This window comes from Pseudomonas sp. (assembly GCF_017744435.1).
Lineage (GTDB): Bacteria > Pseudomonadota > Gammaproteobacteria > Pseudomonadales > Pseudomonadaceae > Aquipseudomonas.
This window is the reverse complement of record NZ_JAGIBG010000012.1, coordinates 77633-92404: the sequence shown is the minus strand read 5'-3', so window position 1 is coordinate 92404 and position 14772 is coordinate 77633. Positions and strand designations below refer to the sequence as shown.

At 63.7% G+C, this 14772-nt stretch carries 13 protein-coding genes and 1 tRNA gene; 2 read left to right on the top strand and 12 right to left on the bottom strand.

The window, feature by feature from the left end:
- Nucleotides 1-24 precede the first annotated feature (24 nt).
- From J7573_RS10645 to leuC, 6 genes are all read right to left on the bottom strand, one after another.
- The gene (locus J7573_RS10645; RefSeq protein ID WP_294334451.1) at nucleotides 25-1029 is read right to left on the bottom strand and encodes an aspartate-semialdehyde dehydrogenase; all 1005 of its coding nucleotides are present in this window, start codon (nucleotides 1027-1029) and stop codon (nucleotides 25-27) included.
- A 221-nt stretch (nucleotides 1030-1250) separates the two neighbouring features.
- Nucleotides 1251-2363: an aspartate-semialdehyde dehydrogenase gene (gene asd, locus J7573_RS10640; RefSeq protein WP_079227077.1), complete on the bottom strand. Its 1113-nt coding sequence runs from the start codon at nucleotides 2361-2363 to the stop codon at nucleotides 1251-1253.
- A 63-nt stretch (nucleotides 2364-2426) separates the two neighbouring features.
- Complete coding sequence (leuB, locus tag J7573_RS10635) at nucleotides 2427-3509, bottom strand: 3-isopropylmalate dehydrogenase (protein WP_294334448.1); 1083 nt, start codon at nucleotides 3507-3509, stop codon at nucleotides 2427-2429.
- A 54-nt stretch (nucleotides 3510-3563) separates the two neighbouring features.
- Nucleotides 3564-4328, bottom strand: a complete 765-nt coding sequence (locus J7573_RS10630; RefSeq protein ID WP_294334447.1) for a class I SAM-dependent methyltransferase — start codon at nucleotides 4326-4328, stop codon at nucleotides 3564-3566.
- 130 nt (nucleotides 4329-4458) lie between these two features.
- Nucleotides 4459-5103 (bottom strand): 3-isopropylmalate dehydratase small subunit, encoded by a 645-nt coding sequence (gene leuD, locus J7573_RS10625; protein WP_294334445.1) that lies wholly within the window; start codon nucleotides 5101-5103, stop codon nucleotides 4459-4461.
- Nucleotides 5100-6533 carry a 3-isopropylmalate dehydratase large subunit gene (gene leuC / locus J7573_RS10620; protein WP_103449728.1) on the bottom strand — a complete coding sequence of 478 codons (1434 nt, stop codon included), beginning with the start codon at nucleotides 6531-6533 and terminating at the stop codon, nucleotides 5100-5102. The genes leuD and leuC overlap by 4 nt, the downstream gene beginning before the upstream one ends.
- A 131-nt stretch (nucleotides 6534-6664) precedes the next feature.
- Here leuC and J7573_RS10615 point away from each other — a divergent pair, with 131 nt between their 5' ends.
- Nucleotides 6665-7543: a LysR family transcriptional regulator gene (locus tag J7573_RS10615; RefSeq protein WP_294334442.1), complete on the top strand. Its 879-nt coding sequence runs from the start codon at nucleotides 6665-6667 to the stop codon at nucleotides 7541-7543.
- 61 nt (nucleotides 7544-7604) lie between these two features.
- A complete protein-coding gene (locus J7573_RS10610; protein WP_294334440.1) occupies nucleotides 7605-10901 on the top strand; it encodes a bifunctional diguanylate cyclase/phosphodiesterase in 3297 nt (1098 codons plus the stop codon).
- 48 nt (nucleotides 10902-10949) lie between these two features.
- On the opposite strand, the gene J7573_RS10605 is transcribed toward J7573_RS10610, so the two are convergent.
- From J7573_RS10605 to J7573_RS10580, 6 genes are all read right to left on the bottom strand, one after another.
- Nucleotides 10950-11393, bottom strand: coding sequence for an Hsp20 family protein (locus J7573_RS10605; RefSeq protein ID WP_012313453.1), 444 nt, complete (start codon nucleotides 11391-11393; stop codon nucleotides 10950-10952).
- A 225-nt stretch (nucleotides 11394-11618) separates the two neighbouring features.
- The gene (locus J7573_RS10600; protein ID WP_294334435.1) at nucleotides 11619-12590 is read right to left on the bottom strand and encodes a tRNA-dihydrouridine synthase; all 972 of its coding nucleotides are present in this window, start codon (nucleotides 12588-12590) and stop codon (nucleotides 11619-11621) included.
- Between the two features lie 51 nt (nucleotides 12591-12641).
- Complete coding sequence (locus J7573_RS10595) at nucleotides 12642-13076, bottom strand: thioesterase family protein (RefSeq protein ID WP_085675562.1); 435 nt, start codon at nucleotides 13074-13076, stop codon at nucleotides 12642-12644.
- A 43-nt stretch (nucleotides 13077-13119) separates the two neighbouring features.
- Nucleotides 13120-13947, bottom strand: coding sequence for an alpha/beta fold hydrolase (locus J7573_RS10590; protein ID WP_294334431.1), 828 nt, complete (start codon nucleotides 13945-13947; stop codon nucleotides 13120-13122).
- A gap of 24 nt (nucleotides 13948-13971) precedes the next feature.
- Nucleotides 13972-14511, bottom strand: a complete 540-nt coding sequence (locus J7573_RS10585) for a TetR/AcrR family transcriptional regulator (RefSeq protein WP_110638347.1) — start codon at nucleotides 14509-14511, stop codon at nucleotides 13972-13974.
- Between the two features lie 173 nt (nucleotides 14512-14684).
- Nucleotides 14685-14760 (bottom strand) — tRNA-Glu (locus tag J7573_RS10580).
- Between the last annotated feature and the right edge of the window lie 12 nt (nucleotides 14761-14772).

Below are 14772 nucleotides of genomic sequence, written 5' to 3'. Positions count from 1 at the left end.
GACAAAAGTGCTCGCCAGTATCTTTTACGCCATGTGTTTAATCAACAATTGCGCCACTTGCACGGCGTTCAAAGCAGCGCCCTTGCGCACATTGTCGGTGGTCAACCAGAGGTTGAGCTGCTGGTTTTCGTCAATTCCATGGCGTACACGACCAACATAGACCACGTCTTGGCCGACTGCGTCACCGACCGGGGTCGGATAATCATCGTTTTCCACCAGCTCGACACTTTCGGCCAGTTCCAATGCCAGGTTGACCTGCGCCAGATCGACCGGGCGACCACTCTGCACCGCCACACTGAAGCTATCGCCGAAAAACACCGGGACTTGAATGCAGCTCACGGAAATCTTCAGCTCCGGCAGGCCCAGCAGCACGCGCAGCTCGCCAACCAGGCGGCGCTCCACGGCAGTATGCCCCTGCTCATCGACGACACCGACCTGGGCCAGCACGTTGAAGGCCATCTGCCGATCGAAGAAACGTGGCTCCAGTGGGCGGGCATTGAGCAGCTCGGCGGTTTGCCGGGCCAGTTCGCTGACCGCTTCGCGGCCTTGCGCGGACACCGCCAGGGCAGCCATGACCTGCACCCGCTCGATATCCAGCTGCCCCTTGAGCGGTGCCAGGGCAACCGCCACGGCAACGGCTGCGCAACTGGGGCTGGTGATGCGTGCTGGCAGCTTCAATGTGGCAAGGCAGTCGCCATTGGCCTCCGGGACCACGGCCAGGGCATCTTCCAGGCCACCGGAAAGGTCGATGACCGTGCAGCCGGCCTGTTCGGCCTTGCTGGCGAAGCTACGGCTGACGGCCGGGCTGGCGGCGAAGAAGGCCAGCTTGACCTGGGCGAAGTCGAAGCTGTCGACTTCACGTACCTTGAGCTTCTTGCCGGCGAACATCACGCTGCTGCCCGCCGATTCCATGCTGGCCAGCAGGTGCAGGGTGCCGACCGGGAAGGCCAGTTCTTCGAGGATCTGCACGAGGGTTTCACCGACGCTGCCGGTGGCGCCGACGACGGCGATGTCCAGGGGGGTGGTCATGGTAGAGATCCTTTTGCTGAAACGGCGGGGGGCGGCACTTTACTTGGATTGTAGGCGTTTGTCTTTGCTGGCCTCTTCGCGGGCACGCCCGCTCCCACAGGTACCGCACAATCCTGTAGGAGCGGCGGTGCGGCGATCCGACTTGTCCCGCGAATAGGCCGGCACAGGCATAAAAAAACCCGCGCTGTCACCAGCGCGGGTTTTCGGTGCAGCAAAGGCGATCAACGCTCCAGCAGGATCCGCAGCATGCGGCGCAGCGGTTCGGCGGCGCCCCACAGCAGCTGGTCACCCACGGTGAACGCACCCAGGTACTGGGAGCCCATGTTCAGCTTGCGCAGGCGGCCAACCGGGATGTTCAGGGTGCCGGTGACCTTGGTCGGGGTCAGCTCTTGCATGCTGATCTCGCGCTGGTTCGGCACCAGTTTCACCCACGGGTTGTGCTGGCTGATCATGCCTTCGATGTCGGCCAGTGGCACGTCCTTGTTCAGCTTGATGGTCAGCGCCTGGCTGTGGCAGCGCATGGCGCCGATGCGCACGCAGATGCCATCGACCGGGATCGGGCTCTTGAAGCGGCCGAGGATCTTGTTGGTCTCGGCCTGGGCCTTCCACTCTTCGCGGCTCTGCCCGTTGGGCAGCTCCTTGTCGATCCACGGGATCAGGCTGCCGGCCAGCGGCACGCCGAAGTTCTCGGTCGGGAACGCTTCGCCACGCATGGTCTCGGCCACCTTGCGGTCGATGTCGAGGATGGCGCTGGCCGGGTTGGCCAGGTCATCGGCAACGGCCGCATGGGTAGCGCCCATCTGCTTGATCAGCTCGCGCATGTTCTGGGCGCCAGCACCCGAGGCCGCCTGGTAGGTCATGGCGCTCATCCACTCGACCAGGCCGGCTTCGAACAGGCCGCCCAGGCCCATCAGCATCAGGCTGACGGTGCAGTTGCCGCCGATGTAGTTCTTGGTACCGGCGTCGAGCTGCTGGTCGATGACCTTGCGGTTGACCGGGTCGAGCACGATGACCGCATCATCCTGCATGCGCAGCGACGAAGCGGCATCGATCCAGTAACCCTGCCAGCCGGCTTCACGCAGCTTGGGGAACACCTCGTTGGTGTAGTCGCCGCCCTGGCAGGTCAGGATCACGTCGAGGGTCTTGAGTTCTTCAATCGAATAAGCGTCCTTGAGCGGAGCAATATCCTTGCCCACGTTCGGGCCCTGGCCACCCACGTTGGACGTGGTGAAGAACACCGGCTCGATAAGGTCGAAATCCTGCTCCTCCAGCATCCGCTGCATGAGCACGGAACCGACCATACCGCGCCAACCGATCAGACCTACACGTTTCATCGCAACTACACCTTTGCTAAAAGTGGGCCGCCACCTCGAGTTTTTGGTGGCGGGCCAGAGAGATTACAGATTCCGCAGCGCTGCGACTACTGCGTCGCCCATTTCCTGCGTGCCTACTTTGTCGCAGCCGGCCGACCAGATGTCACCGGTACGCAGGCCCTGGTCCAGGACGACACTGACGGCCTTCTCGATCGCCTCGGCTGCCGCCTGCTGGTTGAAGCTGTAACGCAGCATCATCGACACCGACAGGATGGTCGCCAGTGGGTTGGCGATGCCCTGCCCGGCGATGTCCGGAGCCGAACCGTGGCAAGGCTCGTACATGCCCTTGTTGTTGGCGTCCAGGGATGCCGAAGGCAGCATGCCGATGGAACCGGTCAGCATGGAAGCCTCATCCGACAGGATGTCACCGAACATGTTGTCGGTCACTACCACGTCGAACTGTTTCGGTGCGCGGACCAGCTGCATGGCAGCGTTGTCGACGTACATGTGGCTCAGTTCGACGTCCGGGTAGTCCTTGGCCACGTCTTCGACCACTTCACGCCACAGCTGGCTGGAGGCCAGGACGTTGGCCTTGTCCACCGAGCACAGCTTCTTGCCGCGCACGCGGGCCATGTCGAAGCCGACACGGGCGATACGGCGCACTTCGCTTTCGCTGTACGGCAGGGTGTCGTAGGCCTGGCGCTCGCCGCCTTCCAGCTCGCGCTGGCCACGCGGAGCACCGAAGTAGATGCCACCAGTCAGCTCACGGACGATGAGGATATCCAGGCCCGAGACGATTTCCGGCTTCAGCGAGGAAGCGTCGGCCAGCTGCGGGTAGAGAATGGCCGGACGCAGGTTGGCGAACAGGCCCAGTTGCGAACGGATTTTCAGCAAGCCGCGTTCCGGGCGGATGTCACGCTCGATCTTGTCCCATTTCGGGCCGCCCACGGCGCCCAGCAGCACGGCGTCGGCCTTGCGGGCACGCTCCAGGGTTTCATCGGCCAGTGGTACGCCGTGCTTGTCGATGGCGGCGCCGCCGATCACGTCGTGCTCAAGGCTGAAACCGAGCTGGAACTTGTCGTTGGCCAGCTCCAGCACCTTGACCGCCTCGGCCATGATTTCCGGACCAATGCCATCACCTGGGAGAATCAGAATCTGCTTGCTCATGCTTTCCTCTATCCATTCACGCGGTGTGGCCAAGCGGGCCCCACCGAAAAGTTCTTATCGCTCGGCCCACAACACCAGCACATCAGTGCTGAACGAGCCATCGGCCTCGATCTGGTAATACTGCCGTACTTCTTCGCCCATGGCTTGCTGCAATTGAAGGATGGCAACGCGCATCGGCTCAGGGGTGCGCATGCGCTCGACCCAGCTGGCGAACTCCAGGCGCAACGGCTGACGCGTGTGGCTGCGCACATGCAGGCCGGCTTCGCTGACCTGACGCTGCCATTCGGCGGCGGAGTAGTCGCGCACGTGACTGGTGTCACGCAGCACTTCCACGGTTTGCAGGTAGGTGTCGAGCAACGGGCTGCCCGGCGACATCACGTCGATGAACGCTGCCACGCCACCCGGCTTGAGCACCCGGCGTACTTCGCGCAGGGCCAGGCCGAGGTCGCTCCAGTGGTGCGCCGAATAGCGGCTGAAAACGAAATCGAACGAAGCGTCGGCGAACGGCAGGCGTTCGGCGGCACCGCACTCGGTGGAGATATTGCCCAGGCCGCGTTCGCTGGCAGCGCTGGCGACCACGTCGAGCATCGATTGCGAGAGGTCGTAGGCGACCACTTCGGCGACCAGGGGCGCGACGTGAAAACTGACATGACCGGCACCGCAACCCAGGTCCAGCACGCGGGCATCGCCCTGCCCCGCCAGTGCAGCCTGCAGCAGGGCGAATTCGCTGCCCTGGGCGTGCACGGCGCTGCTGAGGTAGGCGCTGGCCTGTTCGCCGAACTGGCGTTGGACCACATCGGTGTGGGTGGTGCTGGTCATGGCTAAATCCTTTAAGTTTTTTGTTGCCTGTTCTGGCCCCTTCGCGGGTAAACCCGCTCCTACAGGGATCACCTATCGCTGTGGGAGCGGGCTTGCCCGCGAAGAGGCCGGTACTGCCACCTACAAATAATCAGGCATCCCGGAACAGCCAAGGCTGGCCGACGCGGTGCTTGCCTTCGAATGCCTTGATCGCGTCGCTGTCCTGCAAGGTCAGGCCGATGTCGTCCAGGCCATTGAGCAGGCAGTGCTTGCGGAACGCATCGATCTCGAAGTGCAGCACCTTGCCATCCGGGCGGGTCACCGCCTGCGCCTGCAGGTCGATGGTCAACTGGTAGCCCGGGTTGGCTTCGACCTGCTTGAACAGCTCGTCGACTTCCTCGTCGCTGAGGATGATCGGCAGCAAGCCGTTCTTGAAGCTGTTGTTGAAGAAGATGTCGGCGAAGCTCGGTGCAATCACGCTGCGGAAGCCGTACTCATCCAGTGCCCATGGCGCGTGCTCACGGCTCGAACCGCAACCGAAGTTCTCCCGCGCCAGCAGCACGCTGGCCCCCTGGTAACGTGCGTGGTTGAGCACGAATTCCTGGTTCAGCGGGCGCTTGCTGTTGTCCTGGTACGGCTGGCCGACATCCAGGTAACGCCATTCGTCGAACAGGTTGGGGCCGAAGCCGGTGCGCTTGATCGACTTGAGGAACTGCTTGGGGATGATCTGGTCGGTGTCGACGTTGGCACGATCCAACGGCGCAACGAGACCGGTGTGCTGGGTAAAGGCTTTCATGCTGCGCTCCCTTGGATCAACTCGCGGACATCGATGAAGTGGCCGGTCACCGCGGCGGCGGCGGCCATGGCCGGGCTGACCAGGTGGGTACGACCACCGGCCCCTTGGCGGCCTTCGAAGTTGCGGTTGGAGGTGGACGCGCAGTGCTCGCCGCTTTCCAGGCGGTCCGGGTTCATCGCCAGGCACATCGAGCAGCCGGGCTCACGCCATTCGAAGCCGGCTTCGAGGAAGATCTTGTCCAGGCCTTCACGCTCGGCCTGGGCCTTGACCAGGCCCGAGCCCGGTACCACCAGCGCCTGCTTGACCGTCGCGGCGACCTTGCGGCCCTTGGCGATTTCGGCGGCGGCGCGCAGGTCTTCGATGCGCGAGTTGGTGCACGAGCCGATGAATACGCGGTCGAGCTTGATGTCGGTGATTGCCTGGTTGGCGGCGAGGCCCATGTACTTGAGGGCACGCTCGATCGAACCACGCTTGATCAGGTCTGGCTCGGCGGCCGGGTCCGGGACACGCTGGTCGACGGCCAATACCATTTCCGGCGAAGTGCCCCAGCTGACTTGTGGTTTGATCTGCGCAGCATCGAGCTCGACCACGGTGTCGAACACGGCATCGTCGTCGGAAACCAGGTCTTTCCATGCTTCGACGGCACGCTTCCAGTCCTCGCCCTTCGGCGCGTACGGACGGCCTTCGACGTAGGCAACGGTGGTGGCATCAGTCGCTACCAGGCCCACACGGGCACCGGCCTCGATGGACATGTTGCAGATGGTCATGCGGCCTTCCATCGACAACTCGCGGATGGCGCTGCCGGCGAATTCCATGGCATGGCCGTTACCACCGGCAGTGCCGATCTTGCCGATCACGGCAAGGACGATGTCCTTGGCGGTGACGCCGGCCGGCAACTGGCCTTCGACACGCACCAGCATGTTCTTCATCTTCTTGGCGACCAGGCACTGGGTGGCGAGCACGTGCTCGACCTCGGATGTGCCAATGCCGTGGGCCAGGGCACCGAACGCGCCGTGGGTGGAGGTGTGCGAGTCGCCGCAGACCACCGTCATGCCTGGCAAGGTGGCGCCCTGCTCCGGGCTGATGACGTGGACGATGCCTTGGCGTTCGTCGTTCATCTTGAATTCGACGATGCCATATTCGTCACAGTTCTCATCGAGGGTCTGCACCTGCAGACGCGACACCTGGTCGACGATGGCTTCGATGCCGCCCTTGCGCTCTGGCGTGGTCGGCACGTTGTGGTCCGGGGTGGCGATGTTGGCATCGATGCGCCACGGCTTGCGGTTGGCCAGGCGCAGGCCTTCGAAGGCCTGGGGCGACGTCACTTCGTGAATGATATGGCGGTCGATGTAGATCAAGGACGAGCCGTCATCACGGCGCTTGACCTCATGGGCTTCCCAGAGTTTGTCGTAGAGCGTTTTGCCAGCCATCAGACTGTTCCTCATCAGCGTCTTTCTATGCCAAAGACCCCTTGGCTTGTACGGACGATGCTATGGGGTTAGATTGAATAACTCAAATTCATAATTTTTATGCTTTGGATAACCAAAAGGAATCCGAAATCGTGGACCTGGCCAACCTGAGCGCGTTCATTGCCATTGCCGAGACCGGCAGCTTCTCTGGCGCTGGCGAACGCCTGTTCCTGACCCAGCCAGCCATCAGCAAACGCATCGCCGGCCTGGAACAGCAACTGGACGTACGCCTGTTCGATCGCCTGGGCCGCGAGGTGACCCTGACCGAAGCCGGCCGCGCCCTGCTGCCCCGCGCATACCAGATCCTCAACGTCCTCGATGATACCCGACGGGCGCTGACCAACCTCAACGGCGAGGTGAGCGGTCGCCTGACCCTGGCCACCAGCCACCATATCGGCCTGCACCGCCTGCCGCCGCTGTTGCGGGCATTCACCCGCCAGCACCCTGCGGTGGCGTTGGATATTCAGTTCATGGATTCAGAACAGGCCTACGATGAAATCCTCCATGGCCGCGCTGAAATTGCCGTCATTACCCTCGCTCCCGAGCCTCACCACCTGGTCAGGGCCGTACCGGTATGGGACGACGCCCTGGATTTCGTGGCGGCGCCCGAGCATCCACTGGCCAGCAACCAGGCGGTCAGCCTCGCCGATGTCGCCCGCCACCCGGCGGTATTCCCCGGCGGCAATACCTTCACCCACCACATCGTCCAGCGCCTGTTCGAAAGCCAGGGCCTGACGCCGAACATCGCCATGAGCACCAACTACCTGGAGACCATCAAGATGATGGTCTCGATCGGCCTGGCGTGGAGTGTGCTGCCCCGGACTATGCTGGATGATCAGGTTGCACCGATCGCCTTGCCCGGCATACAGCTGTCGCGCCAGCTAGGCTACATTCTGCACACGGAGCGCACGCTATCGAACGCTGCAAGGGCCTTCATGGCCCTGCTCGACAGCCACGCAGGGTCCGCCTGACCGGTCGTCAGCTCGGCATTTCCAACTCATGGACGCGTCATACGCCAAAGGTCTGGTACCAATGCCCAAATCAGCAAATCGCTTTCCGCGCCTGCCGCGTATCCCTGCGGCCGACCCGCAGGAATCGGAGCAGGCCTGGCAGAACGCCCCGCAGCTGCTGGCCGCACTCAATGGCGCACGCCTGGGTGCCTGGCTGTGGGATATCGACACCGGTCGGATCAGCTGGTCACGGGGCACCCAGGCACTGTTCGGCTTCGACCCGCAACGCCCGCTGCCCAACGACATCGACTACCTCGACCTGCTACCGGAAGAAGACCGCGCCCGCACCCGCCAGCTGTTCCACGCTGTGGTCAATGGCGAGCCGGTGGAACAGGCCATGCGCCATCGCATCCGCTGGCCGGACGGCAGCCTGCACTGGCTGGAAATCAACGGCAGCCTGACCCACGACCGCCACGGCCGACGGCAGATGATCGGGGTGATCCGCGAAATCACCCGCCAGCGCGAGCGGGAAACCGCGCTGATCAACTCGGAAAAGCGCTTCGCCACGCTGTTCCACCTGAGCCCCAACGCCATTTTGCTGAGCCGCCGCCAGGACGGCATGATCATCGAGGTCAACCAGCACTTCGAGGACATGTTCGGCTGGCCCGGCGGCCAGGTGATCGGCAAGACCAGCATCGAGCTGGGCCTGTGGGTCAACCCCGAACAACGCCATCAGGTTATCGAGGCCACCCGCAGCAACCACGGCCCGACGATCATGGAAGTGCAGTTTCGCGCCAGCACCGGCAAGCTCCACGACGGCATCCTGTGCACCCAGAGCATCGAGATGGAGGGCGTCACCTACCTGATCAGCACCTTCGTCGACACCACCGAGCGCAAACGCGCCGAACAGGCCCTCAAGGACAGCCAGGAGCGCCTCGACCTGGCGCTGGACTCGGCGCAACTGGGCACCTGGGACTGGCACATCCCCAGCGGCATGCTCTACGGCTCGGCCCGCGCTGCACAACTGCACGGGCTGGACCCGGTGCCGTTCCATGAGTCGTTCGACTCGTTCTTCGAAGGCGTACCGGAACACGAGCGCGCCAGCATGCGCCAGGCCTACCGCAGCCTGCGCGAGGGCCCGGCCGGCAACTACCAGATCACCTACCGCGTGCAACTGGAAAACGGCACCTCGCGCTACATCGAAAGCCGTGCACGCCTGTATCGCGATGACCAGGGCAACCCGTTGCGGATGGCGGGCACCTTGCTCGATATCACCGAGCAAGTTGAACGCGAACAGCGCCTGAGCGCCTCGGAAGAAAAATTCGCCAGCCTGTTCCAGGTCAGCCCCGACCCGATCTGCGTGACCCGCCAGGACACGGGCCAGTTCATCGAGATCAACCCGGCCTTCACCCAGACTTTCGGCTGGAATGCCGAACAGGTGATCGGCCGCACCGCCGAAGAGATCGGCCTGTGGGCCGAATCGATCGAACGCGCCCAGCGCATCGAACGGGTGATTCGCGAACAGGCACTGAGCAATGTGGCGGTGGTGGTCAACCACCGCAATGGCTCGCCGCTGACCTGTGTCATCGCCAGCCGCCTGATCAGCGTCGATGACCAGCCGTGCAGCGTCACCACCCTGCGCGACATCACCCAGCAGCAACGCGCCGAGGCGGCGCTCAAATCCAGCGAAGAGAAGTTCGCCAAGGCCTTCCACTCCAGCCCCGACGCCATCACCATCACCGAACGCCGCAGTGGCCGCTACCTGGAAGTCAACGACGGCTTCTGCCGGCTGACCGGCTACAGCGCTGACGAAGTGATCGGCCGCAGCGTCTACGAAATCGGCATCTGGGCCGACGACAAGCAGCGCAGCGCCCTGCTCACCGAGCTCAAGGAGCGCGGCCGGGTGCACCACCGGGAGATGCTGGGGCGCAACAAGCGCGGCGACATCCTCACTGTGGAGGTGTCGGTGGAGCCGATCAGCCTCAATGAGGTCGACTGCCTGCTGCTGACCGCCCGCGATGTCAGCCAGCTGAAGAACGCCCAGGCGCAGATCCGCCACCTCGCCTACCACGACCCGCTGACCAACCTGCCCAACCGCGCCTTGCTGATGGACCGCCTGAGCCAGCAGATCGCCCTGCTGCGCCGCCACAACCTGCGTGGCGCGCTGCTGTTCCTCGACCTCGACCACTTCAAGCACATCAACGACTCGCTCGGCCACCCGGTAGGCGACACGGTGCTGAAGATCATTACCGCCCGCCTGGAGGCCAGCGTACGCCTGGAAGACACCGTGGCGCGCCTGGGTGGCGATGAGTTCGTGGTGCTGCTCAGCGGTCTGGAAGGCAGCCGCGAGGCCGTGGAAAGCAAGGTCCGCGAGCTTGCCGACACCTTGCGCGAACTGCTGGCCGAGCCGATGTCGCTGGACGGCCAGCGCCTGCAGGTGACACCGAGCATCGGTGTGGCGCTGATCCCCGACCATGGTGCGACCCCGGCCGACCTGCTCAAGCGCGCCGATATTGCCCTGTACCGGGCCAAGGACTCTGGGCGCAACACCACCCAGCTATTCCACACCACCATGCAAAAGGCCGCCAGCGAGCGCCTGCGCATGGAGAGCGACCTGCGCCTGGCCCTGGCCCGCGGCGAGCTGGCCTTGCATTTCCAGCCCCAGGTCGATGCCCGCGACAATCGCATCGTCGGTGCCGAAGTGCTGCTGCGCTGGCACCATCCACAGCTGGGCCAGCAACCTCCCGCGCAATTCATTCAGGTACTGGAAGAAAGCGGCCTGATTCTCGAAGTTGGCAGCTGGATCCTCGACGAAGCCTGCGACGCTTGTGCACACTTGCTGGAAGACGGCCTGATCGACGCCAATGACTTCAGCCTGTGCGTGAACATCAGCCCGCGGCAGTTCCGCCAGAACGATTTCGTCGAGCGGGTGCTGCGCAGCCTGGACGACTATCACCTGCCGCGGCAGATGCTGAAACTGGAGATCACCGAGGGCATCGTCATCCAGAACCTGGAAGACACCATCAGCAAGATGCGTGAACTCAAGCGCTACGGCGTGAGCTTTGCCATGGACGACTTCGGTACCGGCTATTCCTCGTTGACCTACCTCAAGCGCCTGCCGGTGGATGCGCTGAAAATCGACCAGACGTTCGTCCGCGACGCGCCGGAAGACCCCAACGATGCCGAGATTGTCCGCGCCATCGTGGCCATGGCCCGTAGCCTGGACCTGGCAGTGATTGCCGAAGGGGTGGAGCTGACCGAGCAACTGGCGTTCCTCGAACGCCTGGGCTGCCACCTGTACCAGGGCTACCTGCACAGCCGGCCGCTGCCGCTGCCGGAGTTCAGGCAGATGTTGCTGGAAGCACCGGCGGATTACTGAAACGAAGAAAGGGCACCCGAAGGTGCCCTTTCTTTCATCCCGCCGAACTCAGTTCAGAGCCGGCTTGTCGCCATTGATCGGGATGCGTTTGGCCTTGGCCTCTTCAGGCACGATGCGCAGCAGATCGATGCTGAGCAGGCCGTTGGCCAGGCCCGCCGACTTGACCTCGATATGGTCAGCCAGGCGGAACGACAGCTTGAAGGCGCGCTGGGCAATCCCCTGGTGCAGGTAGGTCACTTCAGCGGCGCCGTTTTCGCGCTTGCCACCGATGACGGTCAGGACACCCTTTTCGACTTGCAGGTCGAGGTCCTGCTCCTGGAAACCGGCTGCGGCAACCACGATGCGATAGTGGTCATCGCCATGTTTTTCCACGTTGTAGGGAGGGTAGCTGCTACCCGCCTCATTGCGTGCCGCGGATTCGAACAGGTCATTGAAACGGTCGAAGCCAACGGAATGGCGGAACAGTGGAGCGAGAGAGAAAGCGGTAGTCATGGTCATAAACTCCTGAGATTCAGCAAGTAAAGTCACTACGCGACCCGACTTCGGCATCGCGTACTCAAGAGATAAGGTCGGCGGGAAAGCTTTCAAGGGGCGAGCTGAAAAAATCTGAAATCAGTGTTGGGCTTTTCGCGGGCGCGCCCGCTCCCACAGGTACAGCACTGCCCTCAAGTCTTGTGCTATCCCTGTGGGAGCGGGCGTGCCCGCGAAGGGGCCAGATCAGGCAACACATGCCTCAACGGTGGTCGCCTCAACGCCAAGCAACCGGCTGATGCGGGCGCAATCGTCCTCTCTACGCAACTCGGCAAACAACACCACCGCCTCGGGATAACTGCGGGTCAGCATCGCCAACCACTGCTTCATCCGCCCCGGCGCATAGCGCGGCGACAGCTTGGCCTGGGCCTGGCGCCAGAACTCGCGCAGCAATGGCAGCAACTGATCCCAGCTCATCGGCTGGTATTCGCGCCCATCACGCGCCGCCGCGATCTGCAGGGCCAGGTCCGGGCGCGACACCAGCCCGCGCCCCAGCATGATGTCTTCGGCACCGCTGACCTCGCGGCAACGCCGCCAGTCGTCAACGGTCCAGATTTCACCGTTGGCAAACACCGGCACCCGAACCACATCCTGCACCCGCGCCACCCACTCCCAGTGAGCGGGTGGCTTGTAGCCTTCAACCTTGGTCCGCGCATGCACCACCAGGTGCGCCGAGCCGCCCTCGGCCAAGGCCGTGGCGCACTCCAGCGCCCCATCCGGGCTGTCGAAACCCAGGCGCATCTTGGAAGTGACCGGGATATGCGCCGGCACCGCACGCCGCACTTCACGGACGATGGCATGCAGCAACTCCGGCTCCTTGAGCAGCACCGCGCCGCCACGCGACTTGTTCACGGTCTTGGCCGGGCAGCCAAAGTTCAGGTCGATGACCGGCGCGCCCAGTTCGCAGGCCAGCGCGGCGTTTTCCGCCAGGCATACCGGGTCCGAACCCAGCAACTGCACGCGCATCGGCACGCCAGCCGCCGTGCGTGCACCCTGGCGCAGCTCAGGGGCGAGCTTGTCGAACGAGGACGCCGGCAGCAGGCGGTCGCACACGCGGATGAACTCGGTGACGCACCAATCGATGCCGCCCACTCGGGTCAGGACGTCGCGCAGGATGTTGTCGACCAGCCCCTCCATGGGGGCCAGGGCAATTTGCATGTCTGGGTCTCGGCGGAAAAAGGCGGCAGTCTAGCAAAAAATGCTGCCGCTTCAGCTGCCGATCAGCGCCGGCCCATAACCGTCGAGGAACTCTGCCGGCATGCGCTTGGGCTTGCCGCTGGACAGCTCGATGCAGGCGAAGGTGGTCTGCGCACGCAGCAAGGTCACACCATCGCGTGGACGCTTGAGCTGGAAGCGCCGGGTCATGCGCAGGCGCTGGTCCCAGTCGATGATCCAGGTGGCCAGTTGCAGCTCATCGTCTTCGTAGCCTGCGGCGAGGTAGTCGATTTCGTGGCGCACCACCGCCATGGCCCGGTCCAGGCGCCGGTATTCGGCCAGATCCAGGCCCAGGCGCTGGGAGTGGCGCCAGGCGCAGCGCTCCAGCCAGGTGACGTAGACCGCGTTGTTGGCGTGGCCGAGGCCGTCGATGTCCTCGCTGCCGACGCGCAGGTCGATGATGAATGGCGTTGCCAGGTCCCAGCTCATGCCCGCTCCCAATGTCAGTGAACGGGCCGAGTGTAACGGATGTTCAAGCACTCTGCCGCGCAGGTTCACGGGCCAGCAGCTCGAGCACCGCCTCGCCCAGGCGCGGATCAGCCAGCACGCGCTGGTGCCCGCCCTCCTCCAGCAGCATCAGCCGGCTGTCGAACCAGGCCTTGTGGATGACCTGCGCCTCACCCGCAGGCACCAGCGCGTCATCTGCGGCATGCACCACCAGCCCCGGCAGCTCAAGCTGATAGCCACTGACATCGAGACGGGCGATCTGCATGCCGACATCCTGTTCGACCTGACGAATGAACGCCGCCCTGGCCCGCGCCGGCAAGCCCAGACGACGGGCAAAACCACGCAGTACATCGAGCAACTGCGCTGGCGCCGCAATGCTCACTGCGGCCTCGGCACGCAGCCCCATCTGCAGGGCCAGCAACACACTGGCGCCCCCCATGGAATGACCGATCACGGCGCGCAAAGGCGGTAGCTCGGCGGCCGCTTCCAGCAGCGCCCGGGCAAACAGCACCACGTGCGCCTGCTGGCCGGGCGAGCGGCCATGGGCCGGACCCTCCAGCGATACCACCGTATGCCCCGCCTGCACCAGGGTTTCGATCAGCGCCGCGAACTGGGTTGGGCGCCCCTCCCAGCCATGCATCAGCAACACCGTCGGCCCCTTGCCCCAACGCAAGGCCGACAGGCCGAAGCGCAAGGTGATGCGCTCGGCACTGGCCAGCAGCGGCAGCTCCCACTGCCGGGGCGGCAGGTTGCGCGGGGTCATGAAGGCACGGCGCATCTTGCCGGCAATGTGTTCGGGGGCCAGTCGACCCAGGGTGCCATTCACGCCACGAATCCAGCTCAGGGTAGTCATTGCCTTGCTCCAGGATCAGGGGTATCAGAGAACTGCCGACTTGGCGGCACGCAAAATGCGATCAGACAACTCACCCGGGCCCAAGGCCCGCGCCAGGGCCAGGCCACCAATCATCAAGGCCAGGTCAGCCAAGGCTTTGTCGGCGTCTTCCGGGCGGTCGACCATGGCCGCCGTCATCAGCTCGATATGCTCGGCCAGCACCTCACGGAAGGCTTCGGGCAGGCGCTGCATCTCGCCGAGCGAGTTGGGCAGCGGGCAGGCATGCACTTCGGCGTCACGGTGCTTGCGCGACAGGTAGAAGGCGCTGACCAAAGCCCGACGCCCTTCCCCATCCAGGTTCGGGTCGACCTGGGCAAGCAAGGCACGGCGCTCGCTCAACAACTGGCGGAAGGCCTCGAGCATGAGCTCGTCCTTGCTCTCGAAGTGTGCATAGAAACCACCAACGGTCAGGCCTGCCGCGCCCATGACCTGGCTGACGCTCGGTTCGGCCGGGCCATGCTGGATCAGCGCGCTGCGGGCCGCTTCAAGAATGCGTTCGCGGGTCTTGCTCTTCTTGTCGCTCATTCGGCGGCTCGTCTCGCAAAATATGATGATCGAAATATTATTCTCATCATATTTTTTGGCAAGCAGAATTTGCCACCACTTGTCGGCGCCGGGATTTTTAGGAAGGGAGAAAAACAAAAGGCCCATTCAATAAGCGAATGAGCCTTTAAAGTCCCGCAAAACGCGGGTAAAAATGGCGTCCCCTAGGGGACTCGAACCCCTGTTACCGCCGTGAAAGGGCGGTGTCCTAGGCCACTAGACGAAGGGGACGTAACCTTCGCA

Excerpts from the sequence above, each read along its gene's own strand:
- J7573_RS10645 (WP_294334451.1), bottom strand. The coding sequence starts at position 1,029 with ATGACCACCCCCCTGGACATCGCCGTCGTCGGCGCCACCGGCAGCGTC.
- J7573_RS10585 (WP_110638347.1), bottom strand. The coding sequence starts at position 14,511 with ATGAGCGACAAGAAGAGCAAGACCCGCGAACGCATTCTTGAAGCGGCC.
- J7573_RS10590 (WP_294334431.1), bottom strand. The coding sequence starts at position 13,947 with ATGACTACCCTGAGCTGGATTCGTGGCGTGAATGGCACCCTGGGTCGA.
- J7573_RS10630 (WP_294334447.1), bottom strand. The coding sequence starts at position 4,328 with ATGACCAGCACCACCCACACCGATGTGGTCCAACGCCAGTTCGGCGAA.
- leuC (WP_103449728.1), bottom strand. The coding sequence starts at position 6,533 with ATGGCTGGCAAAACGCTCTACGACAAACTCTGGGAAGCCCATGAGGTC.
- leuD (WP_294334445.1), bottom strand. The coding sequence starts at position 5,103 with ATGAAAGCCTTTACCCAGCACACCGGTCTCGTTGCGCCGTTGGATCGT.
- J7573_RS10595 (WP_085675562.1), bottom strand. The coding sequence starts at position 13,076 with ATGAGCTGGGACCTGGCAACGCCATTCATCATCGACCTGCGCGTCGGC.
- J7573_RS10600 (WP_294334435.1), bottom strand. The coding sequence starts at position 12,590 with ATGCAAATTGCCCTGGCCCCCATGGAGGGGCTGGTCGACAACATCCTG.
- leuB (WP_294334448.1), bottom strand. The coding sequence starts at position 3,509 with ATGAGCAAGCAGATTCTGATTCTCCCAGGTGATGGCATTGGTCCGGAA.
- asd (WP_079227077.1), bottom strand. The coding sequence starts at position 2,363 with ATGAAACGTGTAGGTCTGATCGGTTGGCGCGGTATGGTCGGTTCCGTG.
- J7573_RS10610 (WP_294334440.1), top strand. The coding sequence starts at position 7,605 with ATGCCCAAATCAGCAAATCGCTTTCCGCGCCTGCCGCGTATCCCTGCG.
- J7573_RS10605 (WP_012313453.1), bottom strand. The coding sequence starts at position 11,393 with ATGACTACCGCTTTCTCTCTCGCTCCACTGTTCCGCCATTCCGTTGGC.